This window comes from Mycobacterium montefiorense (assembly GCF_003112775.1).
Lineage (GTDB): Bacteria > Actinomycetota > Actinomycetes > Mycobacteriales > Mycobacteriaceae > Mycobacterium > Mycobacterium montefiorense.
In genome coordinates, this window is record NZ_BFCH01000009.1 from 146,627 (window position 1) to 162,189 (window position 15,563).

Here is a 15,563-nt window from a genome sequence, read left to right on the forward strand (position 1 = left end):
CGGCTCCCGCGAATTGCGGGGCCAATCGCCTAGTCTGCACACACGATGAGCTTCTTACGTTCTGCATCATGCCTGGCAGCGGCCATTTTTGTGATTGCCGCTCCGGCCGCGCCGGGTATACCGGCCGCGCTCGCGGAACCGAGCCCCGGGCCCAACGCCGGGGTGCCCAATTGCCCGTTCAAGGTGAACACCCCGCCCGCGGTGGACTCGTCGGAGGTACCCCAAGCAGGTGACCCGCCGATCCCGCTGGCGGTGCCCGCCAAGCCGGTGGGCGGCGAGGCACTGTCCAGCTGTGGCATCGTCGCCGCGCCCGATACACCGGCGCTACCGACTGACGTCTCCGCGGATGCCTGGATCGTCGCGGATCTGGATAGTGGTGCGGTGATCGCGGCCAAGGATCCGCACGGCCGGCATCGCCCGGCCAGCGTCATCAAGGTGCTCGTCGCGATGGCAGCCCTGAACGCGTTGCCGCTCAACAAATCGGTGGTCGGTACGGCCGACGATGCGGCCGCCGAGGGTACCAAGGTGGGCGTGGACGACGGCGGCGTCTACACCGTCAATCAGCTGCTGCATGGGTTGCTGATGCACTCAGGTAACGATGCGGCGCACGCGCTGGCCATGCAGCTGGGTGGGATGCAGCAGGCACTGGAGAAGATCAACGTGCTGGCCGCCAAGCTCGGCGGCCAAGACACCCGGGCGGCGACGCCGTCCGGGCTGGACGGGCCAGGCATGAGCACCTCGGCCTACGACATCGGCCTCTTCTACCGATACGCCTGGCAGAACCCGACTTTCGCCGACATCGTCGCGACCCGCACGTTCGACTTCCCCGGCCACGCCGACCACCCGGGCTACGAGCTGGAGAACGACAACCAGCTGCTCTACAAGTACCCGGGCGCCCTGGGGGGTAAGACCGGATACACCGACGACGCCGGCCAGACTTTTGTGGGCGCGGCAAACCACGACGGTCGTCGGCTGATGGCCGTATTGATGCACGGCACCCGGCAACCCATCGCACCCTGGGAACAGGCGGCGCACCTGCTGGACTACGGCTTCGCCACCGCGCAGGGCACCCAGGTCGGCACGCTGGTCGGGCCCGACCCCTCGTTGGCACCCAAACAGGACAGCGCCGCCGAGCGGACCGGCGCCGGCTCCCAGGCGGCGGGGTATTTGTCGTCGGCCGACGCGTTGCCGGTGCGGGTGGGTGTGGGCATCATCGGCGCCATCGTCGTCTTCACGTTGATCATGGTCGCGCGGTCGATGAATCGCCGGACGATATAACGATTAGCTGAACTGCCGGATGCCGCAGTGCATCGGCGGTAGCGTCTAACCCCCCTGACGCGACAAGACATCGGGTGAACGCGGAATGAGCGAAAAGGCCGACGTACCGGCTTCCAGTCCGCCATTTCTGCCGCGGATAATCGTCCGCTTTGCGGTGCTGATCGTCCTGTTATGGGTGGGCCTGACCGCCGTCGTGAATCTCGCTATTCCGCAGCTAGAAGTGGTCGGCAAAACCCACTCGGTATCGCTGAGCCCGAAAGACGCGGCCGCGGTTCAGGCGATTAAGCACGTGGGTCAGGTATTCCACGAGTTTGCTTCCAACAGCTCGCTGACGATTGTGCTGGAAGCCGACAAGCCGCTCGATAACGATGCGCACCAGTTCTACAACGAGCTGATGCGCAAGCTTTCGGCGGACACCCAGCACATCGCACACATCCAGGACTTCTGGAGTGATCCGGTGACCGCGGGGGGATCACAAAGCCTGGACGACAAGGCCGCTTTCGTCGTGGTGTACCTCGTCGGCAACAACGAAACGCAGGCATACAACTCGGTTCATGCCGTCGAGCACGTCGTGAATACCACGCCGGCGCCGCCCGGAGTCAAGGCATATGTCACCGGCCCGTACGCGCTGATCGCCGACCAAACCGAGGCCGGCGACCGCAGTGTCGTCAAGGTCACCCTGATCACCGGCTTGGTGGTCGCGGCGATGTTGCTCTTCATCTACCGATCCGTCGTCACCACGGTTCTCGTCCTGGCCATCGTCGGGATCGACTTGGGGGCGATGCGCGGCGTCGTCGCCTTTCTCGCCTATCACAACGTTTTCGGTCTTTCGACCTTCGCGACGAACTTGCTTACCCTGCTGGCCATCGCCGCCAGCACGGACTACGTGATATTCATGCTCGGGCGCTATCACGAGGCGCGCGATGCCGGCGAAGATCGCGAAATTGCCTTCTACACAATGTTTCACGGGACCGCCCATGTGATTCTGGGCTCGGGCCTGACCATCGCCGGCGCCATGTATTGCCTGAGCCTTGCCCGTCTTCCGTATTTCAAGACGCTCGGCGCTCCCTGCGCCATCGGCATGTTGGTCGCGGTGTTCGCCGCGCTCACGCTCGGGCCGGCGGTGCTGACCGTGGCCAGCTCGTTCAACCTGTTCGAGCCCAAGCGGCGAATGGCCACCCGGCGCTGGCGCCGAGTGGGGACCGCAATCGTTCGCTGGCCCGGCCCGGTACTCGCCGCAACGTGCGCGGTGGCGTCCATTGGCCTGCTGGCCTTGCCTAACTACAAGACAACCTACGATCTGCGCAAATTCATGTCCGCCAGCATGCCGTCCAATATGGGGGACGCGGCCGCGGGCAGGCACTTTTCGCGATCTAGCCTAACCCCCGAGGTGCTGTTGCTCGAATCCGATCACGACATGCGCAACCCGGTGGACACACTGGTGTTGGACAAGGCCGCAAAGGCTATCTTTCACAGCCCCGGAATCGTTCAGGTGAAATCGATAACCCGACCCCTGGGAAGGTCCATCGACCATACGTCGATTCCGTTCATCATGAGCATGCAGGGCGTGATGAATGCCGAAAACATGGAATTCACGAAGGCCCGGGTGGACGACATGGTGATCCAAGAACACGCGATGGATGTATCGATCGAAGCGATGCGCCACATGTACGACCTGATGGGCCAGCTTGTTGACAACACCATCGATATGGATCACCTGACACACGACATCTCGAATATCACCGGAGATTTGCGAGATCACTTCGCCGATTTCGACGATTTCTTTCGACCGATTGGCAGCTATTTCTACTGGGAAAAACATTGCTTCGATATCCCCATCTGCTGGGCGATAAGGTCAGTATTCGATGTGTTCGACAACGTCGACCAGCTGAGCGAGAAATTAAAGGATCTCGCCAAAGACATGGGCGTGCTGACCGTCCTATTACCGCAGATGCGGGCGCAGCTCCTGCCAATGATTTCCACGATGACGATAATGCGGGACATGCTGGCCGTCTGGCACAGCACCCTTGCGTCTTTGAACGAGGAGCAGGAGATGAATACCAAGGATCCCGGCGCGATGGGCCGGGTCTTTGACGCCGCGCAGGTTGACGATTCGTTCTATCTACCCCAGTCGGCCTTCGACACCCCGGCCTTCAAGCGGGTCCTGAACATGTTCTTGTCACCGGACGGCAAGGCGGCGCGCTTCATCATTGCGCTGGAAGGAGATCCCGCGACGCCCGAGGGCATCGCCCGGGTCGAGCCGATCCAGCTCGCAGCCAAAGAGGCGATCAAGGGAACCCCGTTGCAGGGCGCCGCGATCTCGATGGGCGGGGTCGCCGCGACGTTCAAAGACCTCCAAGAGGCTGCCTTCTACGATCTGCTGATCGCCGTGGTCGCCGCGATCAGTCTCATCTTGATCATCATGATGATCGTCACCCGAAGTCTGATCGCCGCCGCCGTCATCGTGGGGACGGTGCTGCTCTCACTGGGCTCCTCCTTTGGCCTGTCCGTGCTCGTCTGGCAAGACCTCCTCGGCATCGATTTGTACTGGCTGGTGTTGGCGATGTCGGTGATGCTGCTGTTGGCCGTCGGCTCGGACTACAACCTGCTGCTGATCTCGCGGCTCAAAGAGGAAATCGGCGCCGGTCTGAATACCGGAATCATCCGTGCGATGGCCGGCACCGGCGGGGTGGTGACCGCTGCCGGCATGGTCTTCGCTGTCACCATGTCGCTGTTCATCTTCAGCGATTTGCGGATCATCGGTCAGATCGGCACCACGATCGGCCTGGGCTTGCTGTTCGACACGCTGATCGTGCGCGCGTTCATGACGCCATCGATCGCCGCGTTGCTCGGACGCTGGTTCTGGTGGCCGCAACAAGTACGCCCGCGCCCGGCCAGCCGGATGCTCAGATCCTCCGGACCCCGCCGGTTGGTGCGCGCCCTGTTGCAGACGCCCACCGAAAAACCGGCACAGACGACCCGGTCCTAGGCGGGCACCGCCGCGCGGCGCGCCTCCGAGGCAGGGGCGCCCAGCGCCGCAATGGCGGCGGCGACGGCCAGGGCCAGGACGACCGCGACCGGCCAGATCGCGGAGTGGTTTTGTGCGATGCCGCCGAGGGCCCCGCCCAGCGCAGTGGTTTCGATGGCAAGCAGGGTCGAGCAAAACCCGATCAGTATCCCGCGGTGGGGCTCGGCGGCGACCACGCCGATCCACGCAATCGCCGCGGCGAAGACGGCCAGGGCGGCCACCGTCGCTAGTAAGAACACGGTGCCGTAGGCCCAGATGTGAAGCCACTGACCGCACGACTCGGCCGCAATGCACAGCACGCCGGCCGCGGCGCTGAGCAGGGCACTGCCCAGCAGCATGCCGCACACCCCGAAGAGTTGGTAAACCTTGCGCCACAACGCGGAACCGATGACCAGTCCGATGCTGGACAGGGCCACCAGCACACGCAAAGTGCCGCTCTGGTGCGCGGTACGCAGGGCATAGAAGGTGGTGCCCAGCGCGAGCGGGGCGAACAACAGGCAGGTGATCACGTACCGGCGAAACCACAGCTGGGTGCGGGCGACCCCGAAGCCCCGCCGACAGGTGTCGCGCACGGACATCCTTGGTGCGATCGGAGTGGACCGCGCCGGGCCGACAAACAGCGCCGCGAAGCCGGAGGCGGCCAGTCCGAATGCGCCCAGGCAGAGCAGATCGCGGTGCAACGCCGCCTTGTCGCCGGTGACCAGCACCGGCACGACGAACAGAGCGGCAATGGTGGCGACCACCGACGCGATGGTCCCCTGGACCAGCAGCAGCCGCAGCGCGGACAGCTTGCAGGAGGGCATGTCGGGGTAGGCGACGTTGGAGACCGCGACGACGATTCCGCCCCCGACACTCATCAGCAGAAATACCGCCGCCGCAAGGAGGCCACTCCAGGGGATCACCGAGCCACACAAGATCAACGCGGCGGCACCCGCCGCCATCGCCGCCAGCAGCAGGTGCCGCATCTGGCCCACTCGCCGCAGCACGGCCGGCGACAACGAATTTCCGACGATGGAGCCGAGGCCGTACGCCGGAAACAGCAGCGCGGCCAGCCAGGTGAGGCCCAGGTGTGCGCAGATGAACGGCAACACCACAGCGCCATTGCTGAACTGCATACCGGCGGTGTAGAACGCACCCTGCGAAGGCAAGCGCGGGAACGGATTCGTCTGTGCTGAAACCTCCGCCGGTATTACGGCCATAACGTCGACTTTATGCATCCTGAGCAGGCAAAACTATCCTCCGATCGGATACGCCCGGACGAATCGCCTGTCCCCCGGTTGGGGGAACAGCCGGCGCACCTGTTGGATTACGGCGTACGCCGTTGACCGCGAAAGTTTGCTGTGGCACCGTCGGCGGATGACTGAACCCCTGTACGAGGACTCCGGCCTCCGGCTCGACGAGGACGGAATCACCATCCGCCGGTACTACTTTCCGATGGCCAGCCCGAAACGAATCGCGTACAGCGACATCCAGGGCGTCAAAACCGAAGAGATGACCTGGAATTCCGGCAAAGGCAGGGTCTGGGGCGCGGGCGACCCGCGCTACTGGTTCCCGCTGGACATCCGCCGGGCGGCTAAGCAAACCCTGCTGGTGCTCGAGCTCGGACACCGTGTGCGCCCGTGCATCACCCCCGAGGATCCTGACCGTGTCATCGAGTTGCTGCGCGATCGAGTGCAAATCACTTGAGACGGTCGCGTGTCGGGCCGACCGGCGCCGGCCTCGCTATGAAGCCACATAACGATTAGCCGAAAGACTCGATGCTTTTATCGCATCGGCGTAGCGTCTAACTCGCTAACGCAAGGAAAGGTCAAATTGTTTTGCGACCCGGTGACAACGCACGGGGGTAAAGATGGTTTCGATTGCCCGAGTCGTGAAACGAATGTGGTTGCTGTTAGCCGTCATCTCCATTGCCGTCGTCGCAGGTCTCGGCATCTATCGGCTGCATAGTATGTTCGGCGTTCACGGACATCCCGTGGTGAGGGTCAAGGCCGATCTTGAAGATCCTTTGTTCGACGCGAAACGCGTGACCTATGAAGTCTTCGGCCCAGCCGCGACGGCAAGGATCGCCTATTTGGATCCCGATGCGCGCGTGCAGAGGCTGGAAGATATTCCGCTGCCGTGGTCGCAAACGCTGACCACGACGCTGACTTCGGTCACCGTCAACCTTTTGGCGCAGAGCAGCGGCGGCGTGATCGGCTGCCGGATCCAGGTGAACGGAAAGACTGAGGACGAGAGATCCGAGACCGGGCCGAAAGCCTTGACGTTCTGCCAGGTGAACGCCGGATGAGCGAAACAGCCGCCGGTTCCAGTCGACCGTTTTTGCCACGAATGATCCGCTCGCTTGCTGTGCCGATCGTCCTGGTATGGCTAGGACTGACGGCCATCCTCAATATCGCCATCCCGCAGCTGGAAGCGGTTGGAAAAGCGCACTCGGTGTCGATGAGCCCGACGGGTGGCGCATCGATTCACGCGATAAAGCGCGTGGGCCAGGTGTTCGGGGAGTTCGATTCCGACAATGCGGCCACGATTGTGCTGGAAGACAACAAACCACTGGGCGATGAAGCCCATCGTTTCTATAACGAGCTGCTGCGGCGGCTTCGGGCCGATCCCCAGCACGTCGCGCACATTCAGGACTTCTGGAGTGATCCGCTCACCGCGGGGGGCTCGCAAAGCCCGGACGACAAAGCCGCGTATGTCGTGGTCTACCTCGCCGGCAAAACCGAAACGCAGGCATACAACTCGGTTTACGCCGTACGGCATATCGTGGACACCACGCCGGCGCCGCGCGGGCTCAAGGCATATGTGACGGGCTCGATGGCGCTCATCGCCGATCAATCGCAAGCCGGTGACGAAAGTATCGCAAGGGTCACCATGATCACCGGGGTGGTGATCGCGGCGATGTTGCTCTTCATCTACCGGTCTGTGGTCACCACGCTGCTTGTCCTCGTCACGGTGGGCATCGAATTGGGGGCCATTCGCGGCGTCGTCAGTTTTCTGGTTCATTACAACGTTTTCGGCCTTTCGACCTTCGCGGTCAATCTGCTCACGCTGCTGGCCATTGCCGCTAGCACCGACTACGCGATATTCATGCTCGGCCGCTATCACGAGGCCCGCTACGCGGGCATGGATCGAGAAACCGCGTTCTTCGCCATGTTTCACGGCACCGTCCATGTGATTTTGGGCTCCGGCTTGACCATTGCCGGCGCGATGTATTGCCTCAGCTTCGCGCGGCTGCCCTACTTCAAGTCGATGGGTCCGCCCTGCGCGGTAGGCATGTTGGTTGCGGTGTTCGCCGCGATCACCCTCGCCCCGGCGATCCTGACGGTTGGCAGCTCCTTCAAGATGTTCGACCCCAAGCGCAGGATGTCCACTCGGCGGTGGCGGCGGATCGGAACCGCGATCGTTCGCTGGCCCGGCCCGGTGCTCGCGGCGACCTGCGCGGTGGCGTTCGTCGGACTGCTGGCCCTGCCGAGTTACCGGACGACTTACGATCTGCGCAGATTCGTGCCGCCCAGCATGCCGGCCGTTGTCGGCGATACGGCCGCGGGGCGACACTTTTCGCAAGCTCTGCTGAACCCGGATGTGCTGCTAGTCGAGACCGACCATGACATGCGTACTCCAGTCGACATGCTCATCCTGGACAAGATTGCAAAATCTATCTTTCACAGCCCCGGCATCGCACAGGTGAAATCGATAACTCGGCCCCTGGGAACGTCCATCAAGCACACTTCGATTCCATTCATCATCAGCATGCAGGGCGTCACGAACGCCGAAAATATGCAGTTCATGAAGGCGCGATTGGACGACATGAATGTGCAAGTGGCAGCGATGACCGTATCCATCGAAACGATGAAACACATGTATGCGCTGATGGGCGAAATCGTCGACAACACCGTTGATATGGATCACCTCACGCATGACATGTCGAGCACCACCGACACCATCAGGGATCACCTGTCGGACCTATCGGATTTCCTCCGACCGATTGGCAGTTACTTCTACTGGGAAAAGCACTGCTTCGATATCCCCGCCTGCTGGGCGGTGCGAGCGATATTCGAAACGTTCGACAACGTCGATCAGCTGAGCGAGAAATTGGAGGATCTCGTCAAGGATATGGACGTCCTCATCCGGCTGTTGCCCGAGATGCGCGCGCAGATGCTACCGATGATTTCGACGATGACCATCATGCGCGACATGATGGTCGTCTGGCACGGCACGCTCTTGTCCCTCTATAAAAGAGCAGGAGATGAATACCAAGGATCCCGGCGCGATGGGCCGGGTCTTTGACGCCGCGCAGGTTGACGATTCGTTCTATCTGCCGCAGTCGGCTTTCGAAAACCCGGCATTCAAGCGAGGCCTCAAGATGTTCTTGTCGCAGGACGGCAAGGCCGCGCGCTTCATCATTTCCCTGGACGGCGATCCGTCGACGCCCGAGGGCATCGCCCGGGTCGAACCGATCCAGCTGGCAGCCAAAGAGGCGATCAAGGGAACCCCGTTGCAGGGCGCCGCGATCTCGATGGGTGGCACGGCTTCGACGTACCGGGACATCCAAGAGGGCGCCTTCTACGATCTGCTGATCGCCGGGGTCGCCGCGATCAGTCTCATCTTGATCATCATGATGATCGTCACCCGAAGTCTGATCGCCGCCGCCGTCATCGTGGGGACGGTGCTGCTCTCACTGGGCTCCTCCTTTGGCCTGTCCGTGCTCCTCTGGCAGGACATTCTGGGCATCGATCTGTACTGGCTGGTGTTGGCGATGTCGGTGATCCTGCTGTTGGCCGTCGGCTCGGACTACAACCTGCTGCTGATCTCGCGGCTCAAAGAGGAAATCGGCGCCGGTCTGAATACCGGAATCATCCGTGCGATGGCCGGCACCGGCGGGGTGGTGACCGCTGCCGGCATGGTCTTCGCTGTCACCATGTCGCTGTTCATCTTCAGCGATCTACGGGTAATTGGCCAGATCGGCACCACGATCGGCCTGGGCTTGCTGTTCGACACGCTGATCGTGCGCGCGTTCATGACGCCATCGATCGCCGCGTTGCTCGGACGCTGGTTCTGGTGGCCGCAACAAGTACGCCCGCGCCCGGCCAGCCGGATGCTCAGATCCTCCGGACCCCGCCGGTTGGTGCGCGCTCTGCTGCTGACGCCCGCCGATAAATCGCCGGACTCGGCACGGCGCTAGGCCGCCTGCAGGCTCACCGCCGGTGACATTACCGAGAAGGACCGGACGGGACGGTCGACTGCCAGCCGTGTCTTCGCCGGCGGAGCGCCCAGCGAGGCAAGGCCGGCGCCGATGGCCAGGACCAGCACCACCACGTCCGGCAAGATCGTGGAGTGGTTCTGTGCGAGGCTGCCGAGCACACCTGCCAACGCCGTGGATTCGATGGCTACCAGCGTCGAGCTGAACGCGATCAATGTCCCGCGGTGCGACTCGTCAGCGACCACGCTGATCCACGAAATGGCCGCGGCGAAGACGGCCTGGCCGGCCACCGTCGCCAGTAGGAAAACCGTGCCGTACGCCCAGATGTGAACCCATTGGCCCGACGACTCGGCCGCGATGGTCAGCGTGGCGGCTGTGATGCTGAGCAGCGCACTGCCCAGCATCATCCCGCGCACTCCGAACAGCCGGTAGACCTTGCGCCACAGCGGCGACCCGATAACCAGTCCGATGCTCGACAGAATCACCAACACGTGCAAGCTGCCGCTCTGGTGGGCGGTGCGCAAGGCATAGAAGGTGGTACCCAGAGTGACCGGAGCGAACAGCAGGCACGCGATGACATACCGGCGAAACCACGGCTGAGTGCGGGCAATCGCGAAGCCCTGCCGGTAGGTATCCCGCGTCGACATCCGGGTGGTGTTCGAGTTGGACTGCACCGGGCCCACAGACAATGCCGCGACGGCGGAGGCGGCCAGTCCGGCCGCACCCAGCCACAGCAGATCGCGGCGATAGGTCATCTCGTTGCCGTGGGCCAGCGCGGGCAGCACGAACACCGTGACAACGGTGGCCAGCACCGATCCAATGGCCCCCTGGAACAGGACCAGCTCGCCGCGCCGTGCGGCGGATAGCTTGCTGGAGATCAGGTCGGGGTAGGCGACGCCGGAAATCCCGAGCAGAACGCCAACCGCCGCGCAGGTCAGCAGGAACACCGCCGCGACGAGGGTGCCGTTCCAGGGAATCATTGCGTCGCACAAGGTCAGTGCGGCCACGCTCGCGGCTATGGCGGCCAGCAGCTGGTGGCGCCGCGGACCCACTCGCTGTAGCACCGCCGGCGACAGCGAATTTCCGACGATGTCGCCGAGGCTGAAGGCCGGAAAGAGTAAAGCGGCCAGCCAGGTGAGGCCCTGGTGTGCGCAAATCAACGGGAGCACCACGGCGCCATTGCTGAGCTGCATGCCGGCGGTGTAGAAGGTGCCCTGGGAAAGCAGGCGCCCGAACACGCTCGTTGGTGCCGGGGCGGCGGGCACGAGTGTGACGGACATAACAAATGAATCTAGGCCTGGTCAACAGTTAATAACATCCCCCGATCGGATGCGGTGGGTGGAATCGCGTGTCCGCCGTTCGGGGGACAAGGCCACCAGGCCACGATGGCGCGACACTAAGCTCACCGAGATGACTCAAGCGCAAGCCAGTCGGTTGAGCAGTTCTACGCGCGTTGGGCTGACCTGTGCCAGTGTCGGCGTAATTTACGGCTACGACCTGTCCATCATCGCCGGCGCGCAACTGTTCATCACCGACGATTTCGGACTCACCACATCCCAACAAGAACTGTTGTCGGCGATGGCGGTGATCGGGCAGATTGCCGGAGCACTCGGTGCCGGCGTGCTCGCCAATGCGATCGGCCGAAAAAAGTCGGTCGTGCTGATCCTGGTGGCGTATGCCGCGTTCGCGTTGCTGGGTGCGTTCTCGGTCGCACTGCCAATGCTGCTGGCGGCACGACTACTGCTGGGTCTGACCATCGGTGTGATGGTGGTGGTCGTCCCGGTATACGTCGCGGAATCGGCTCCGGCATCGGTGCGCGGCGCGCTGCTAACGACCTATCAACTGACGATCGTCAGCGGGCTTATCCTCGGGTATCTCGCCGGTTACCTGTTGGCCGGTACCCAAAGCTGGCGATTGATGTTGGGGCTGGCCGTCGTGCCGGTGATGCTATTGCTGCCGTTGGTGATCCGGCTGCCCGAAACCGCCCGGTGGTATCTGCTCAAAGGGCGAGCCGATGACGCCCGCCGCGCGCTGCTGCAGGTGGAGCCCGCCGCGAACGCCGACGAAGAGCTCGCCGAGATCGCCCGCGCGGTCAGCGAAGGTAGTGGGGGCATCTCCGAGATGCTGCGACCGCCGTATTTACGGGCCACCCTGTTCGTGATTGCGCTCGGCTTCCTGATCCAGATCACCGGCATCAACGCGATCGTCTACTACAGCCCGCGAATATTCGAAGCCATGGGATTCACCGGCAATTTCGCGCTGCTCGCCTTGCCGGCACTGGTCCAGGTCGCCGGTTTGGCAGCGGTGGGCGCCGCGCTGACACTCGTCGACCGGGTGGGCCGGCGCCCAATCCTGTTGTGCGGCATCGCCATGATGATCGCCGCCGACATTCTGCTGACAGCCGTGTTCGCCCAGGGCATCGGCGGCGCTGCTCTCGGGTTTGCCGGCATACTGTTGTACATCATCGGCTACACCCTGGGTTTCGGCTCGCTGGGCTGGGTCTACGCCAGCGAGAGCTTCCCCACCCGGCTGCGTTCCATCGGGTCGAGCACCATGCTCGCCTCCAACCTGATCGCCAACGCGATCATCGCGGCGGTGTTCCTGACCATGCTGCATTCCCTCGGCGGCGCGGGCACTTTCGCGGTGTTCGGGGTGCTCGCCATCATCGCGTTCGGCTTCGTCTACCGGTACGCGCCGGAAACCAAGGGGCGCCAGCTCGAGGAGATCAGGCACTTCTGGGAAAACGGAGGCCGCTGGGAAGACCAGTGCCCCTGATCCGCGCGGACACCGTCGTCCTCGACGGTCAGATCTGCCGGCCGGGTTGGCTGCAGATATCGGGCGGACAGATCCTCGCCTGCGGCGCCGGTGCAGCGCCCGGGCAACCCGACCGGGATTTCCCGGATTGCCTTGTGGTGCCCGGATTTGTCGACATGCATGTGCACGGCGGTGGCGGAGCCTCCTACCTGGACGCCGAGCACATCGCCAAGGCCGCGCAATTCCACCAGGGGCACGGCACCACCACGACAATGGCCAGCCTGGTCACCGCCGCACCCGACGTGCTGATCGCTGGTGTGCGTGCGCTGGCCGGCGCCACCCGGGAAGGCACCATCGCGGGTATCCATCTGGAGGGACCCTGGCTGTCCGTGGCACGCTGCGGCGCACACGACCCCACCCAGATGCGCGACCCCGAGCCCGCCGAGATCAACGGTCTCCTGGCCGCCGGCGAGGGCGCGATCCGGATGGTCACCCTGGCCCCGGAGCGGCCCGGCAGCAGCGAGGCGATCCGGCGTCTTCTCGACGCGGGTGTTGTTGTCGCCCTGGGACATACCGATGCAACCTATGAGCGCACCCACCAGGCGATCGCACTGGGAGCCACCGTCGGCACGCACCTGTTCAACGCGATGGCGCCCCTGCACCATCGCCAGCCCGGGCCGGGCCTCGCGCTACTGGAGCACCCGGACGTGACCGTCGAGCTGAACGCCGACGGCGTGCACCTGCACCCCGCCACGGTGCAAGCGGTTGCCCGGGCCGCCGGGCCCGACCGGGTGGCCGTCATCACCGACGCGATCGCCGCGGCCGGATCCGAGGATGGAAAGTATCAGCTTGGCGCCATACCGATCGACGTGCAGTCCGGCATAGCCCGGGTGCACGCGACATCGACGATCGCCGGCAGCACCGCGACGATGGATCAGCTGTTCCGCACCGTCTCGCGGCTGGGCTCCGACGACGATGCCGCGCTGGCCGCCGCGGTGCAGATGACTTCGACCACGCCGGCGCGGGCGCTGCACCTCGAGCGGGTGGGCGCCCTGCAGGTCGGATACGACGCGAATCTTGTTGTGCTGGATCGCGATTTACGGGTCAGCGCCGTCATGACCCAGGGCGCCTGGCGTTAACGCAGCCGGCGGGTCAGCCGAGAAAACGCCAGCGCGCCAACAGCTCCCATTGCCATCGCGGTCAGTGTCTGTCGCGTACTGATCCCCTCGTCCAGTAGCACCCGTGGTGCGATGATCGCGGGTGCCGGCGGGCGTGCGTACCTGCTGCGCTGATCACCGGAAAGGGTCGCGGCCCAGGCGGTGGCAAAAAGCACGAGATACGCAGTGACGTAGGAGAACAGCATCAGGCCCAGCACCGGACCGAATGTTGCTCCCGCCGGGCTGCGCAACACGACCCGCAGGTAGACCGAGCCCACCTGCTTGAACAGTTCGAAGCCGATCGCCGCGAGCAAGCCCGCCCGAGCCGCGTCGGCCAGGTTGACCCGGTGTCGCGGCAGCCGGCCGATCATCCAGGCGAACAGCATCCACGAGACCAGCAGCGACACCAATATCGAGATGCCCCTAAAGATCTCGCCGAACACCGAGAAATCCGGTATTCCAAGCCATTTCAGGGCCGCACGCATCGGCGCGGCATGCCCGAGCGCGGTGAGCGCGAGGGTGGCGATGATGACCACGAACGTTCCCACCATCGCGACCAGATCAGACATTTTGTTGCGCACGAAGCCCGGCGAGTCGAACTCCTCATCCCACCACATGTCGGTCACCGCTCCGCGCAGATGCGACATCCAGCCGAGGCCCGCCCAGGCCGCGGTGGCCAGACCGATGATGCCGACCGACGCGCGCGCATTGATCGCCGAGTTCATCAAGTCGACCAATTGCTGTCCGAGCGCACCGGAGACGGCGTCGCGGATATGGCCGTCGATGCTAGTGAGCAGCTTAGGGTCCTGCGCCAGCATGAAACCCACGACCGCGAAACTGACCATCAGCAAAGGAAATAGCGCGAAGATTGTGTAGTAGGTGAGACCGGCGGCCAAGAAGCCACCGTTGCGCTCGTCGAAATGGCTGTAGGCGCGTATCACGTGGTCTAGCCATCCGAATCGAGCCCGCAACCGGTCAAAGATTCCTGGCTTGGCCGGCTCGCTCATGGTGCGGCTCCTATTTAAAAACGGGTCCTAACTTTGTTGCGGAAGGAACCCCAGCCGATCGTAAACCCGCTCGACCGTTTTTCCGGCCACTTCCTGCGCGCGCTGCGCCCCCGCCGCCAACACGGCCTCCAATTCGGCCAGGTCCGTCATCAATTCGTCGACGCGGGCCTTGATCGGAGCGACGAACTCGACGACAGCCTCGGCGGTCTCCTTCTTCAGATCGCCGTAACCACGCCCGGAATAGCCGTCCACGAGCTTGGCGATATCGGTTCCGGTGACCGCCGATTGGATGGTCAACAGGTTCGATACGCCGGGCTTGGCCTCGGTGTCGAAGCGGATCTCGCGCTCACTGTCGGTCACGGCCGAGCGAATCTTCTTGGCGGACACAGCCGGATCGTCGAGCAGATTGATCAAACCGGTATCGACGGCCGCCGACTTGCTCATCTTCGACGTCGGGTCCCCTAGGTCGTAGATCTTGGCGGTGACCTTCGGAATGAGCATGTCGGGGACGACGAAGGTCTGCGGGAAGCGGCTGTTGAATCGCTCGGCGATGTCGCGCGCCAGTTCGAGGTGCTGGCGCTGGTCCTCACCCACGGGGACCAGATCGGTGTCGTAGGCCAGCACGTCGGCGGCCTGCAGCACCGGGTAGGTGAATAGGCCGACGGTGGTGGAGTCGCTGCCCTGACGTTGTGACTTGTCCTTGAACTGGGTCATCCGCGACGCCTGCCCGAAGCCGGTGAAGCAACCCAGCACCCATGCCAACTGAGTGTGGGCGGGTACGTGGCTCTGCACGAAGACGGTGCTGCGGGCCGGGTCGATGCCCAGCGCCAGGTACTGGGCGGCGGTGACCAGGGTCCGGCGTCGCAGCGCCGCGGGGTCCTGCGGAATGGTGATCGCGTGCAAGTCCACCACGCAGAAGAACGCGTCGTGGTCATCCTGCAGCGCCACCCACTGGGTGATCGCGCCCAGCGCGTTGCCGAGGTGAAGCGAATCAGACGTGGGCTGCACGCCGGAGAAAATCCGGCTGGGTCTCCTAGCGGTGCTCATGATGTCCCGATCTTTTCACGCGCGCTTGTCCCAGCGCGCCGTCGCTTGCGGTACCGGCGGTACCGCATATAACGTCGGCTATATGACGACTC

At 63.8% G+C, this 15,563-nt stretch carries 10 protein-coding genes and 1 pseudogene; 7 read left to right on the top strand and 4 right to left on the bottom strand.

The window, feature by feature from the left end; all coding sequences use genetic code 11:
• Positions 1-45: 45 nt before the first annotated feature.
• Positions 46-1,278, top strand: a complete 1,233-nt coding sequence (locus DB708_RS07390) for a D-alanyl-D-alanine carboxypeptidase family protein (protein ID WP_108921297.1) — start codon at positions 46-48, stop codon at positions 1,276-1,278.
• An 85-nt stretch (positions 1,279-1,363) separates the two neighbouring features.
• Positions 1,364-4,267: an MMPL/RND family transporter gene (locus DB708_RS07395; RefSeq protein ID WP_108921298.1), complete on the top strand. Its 2,904-nt coding sequence runs from the start codon at positions 1,364-1,366 to the stop codon at positions 4,265-4,267.
• Here the strand turns inward: DB708_RS07395 and DB708_RS07400 are convergent.
• Entirely contained in the window at positions 4,264-5,505 is a 1,242-nt protein-coding gene (locus DB708_RS07400) for a hypothetical protein (RefSeq protein WP_108921299.1), read from the bottom strand. The two genes, DB708_RS07395 and DB708_RS07400, sit on opposite strands and share 4 nt — an antisense overlap.
• Before the next feature lie 157 nt (positions 5,506-5,662).
• On the opposite strand from DB708_RS07400, the gene DB708_RS07405 reads away from it, so the two are divergent.
• The 3 genes and pseudogenes from DB708_RS07405 to DB708_RS07415 all read left to right on the top strand — a co-directional run bounded on the left by DB708_RS07405 (position 5,663) and on the right by DB708_RS07415 (position 9,488).
• Positions 5,663-5,992 (top strand): PH domain-containing protein, encoded by a 330-nt coding sequence (locus DB708_RS07405; RefSeq protein WP_108921300.1) that lies wholly within the window; start codon positions 5,663-5,665, stop codon positions 5,990-5,992.
• 163 nt (positions 5,993-6,155) lie between these two features.
• Positions 6,156-6,593, top strand: a complete 438-nt coding sequence (locus tag DB708_RS07410) for an MmpS family transport accessory protein (protein WP_108921301.1) — start codon at positions 6,156-6,158, stop codon at positions 6,591-6,593.
• A pseudogene (locus DB708_RS07415) lies at positions 6,590-9,488 on the top strand (MMPL/RND family transporter). Before DB708_RS07410 ends, DB708_RS07415 begins: the two are co-directional and overlap by 4 nt.
• Here the strand turns inward: DB708_RS07415 and DB708_RS07420 are convergent.
• Positions 9,485-10,786, bottom strand: a complete 1,302-nt coding sequence (locus tag DB708_RS07420) for an MFS transporter (RefSeq protein WP_108921302.1) — start codon at positions 10,784-10,786, stop codon at positions 9,485-9,487. The pseudogene DB708_RS07415 and the gene DB708_RS07420 sit on opposite strands and share 4 nt — an antisense overlap.
• Before the next feature lie 130 nt (positions 10,787-10,916).
• On the opposite strand from DB708_RS07420, the gene DB708_RS07425 reads away from it, so the two are divergent.
• Positions 10,917-12,281 (top strand): sugar porter family MFS transporter, encoded by a 1,365-nt coding sequence (locus tag DB708_RS07425; protein WP_108921342.1) that lies wholly within the window; start codon positions 10,917-10,919, stop codon positions 12,279-12,281.
• Complete coding sequence (gene nagA, locus DB708_RS07430) at positions 12,272-13,399, top strand: N-acetylglucosamine-6-phosphate deacetylase (protein WP_108921303.1); 1,128 nt, start codon at positions 12,272-12,274, stop codon at positions 13,397-13,399. Before DB708_RS07425 ends, nagA begins: the two co-directional genes overlap by 10 nt.
• On the opposite strand, the gene yhjD is transcribed toward nagA, so the two are convergent.
• Together yhjD and trpS are read right to left on the bottom strand one after the other, a co-directional pair.
• The gene (gene yhjD, locus DB708_RS07435; protein ID WP_108921304.1) at positions 13,396-14,424 is read right to left on the bottom strand and encodes an inner membrane protein YhjD; all 1,029 of its coding nucleotides are present in this window, start codon (positions 14,422-14,424) and stop codon (positions 13,396-13,398) included. The genes nagA and yhjD overlap by 4 nt on opposite strands.
• A gap of 27 nt (positions 14,425-14,451) precedes the next feature.
• Positions 14,452-15,471: a tryptophan--tRNA ligase gene (gene trpS, locus DB708_RS07440; protein ID WP_108921305.1), complete on the bottom strand. Its 1,020-nt coding sequence runs from the start codon at positions 15,469-15,471 to the stop codon at positions 14,452-14,454.
• Positions 15,472-15,563: the final 92 nt, after the last annotated feature.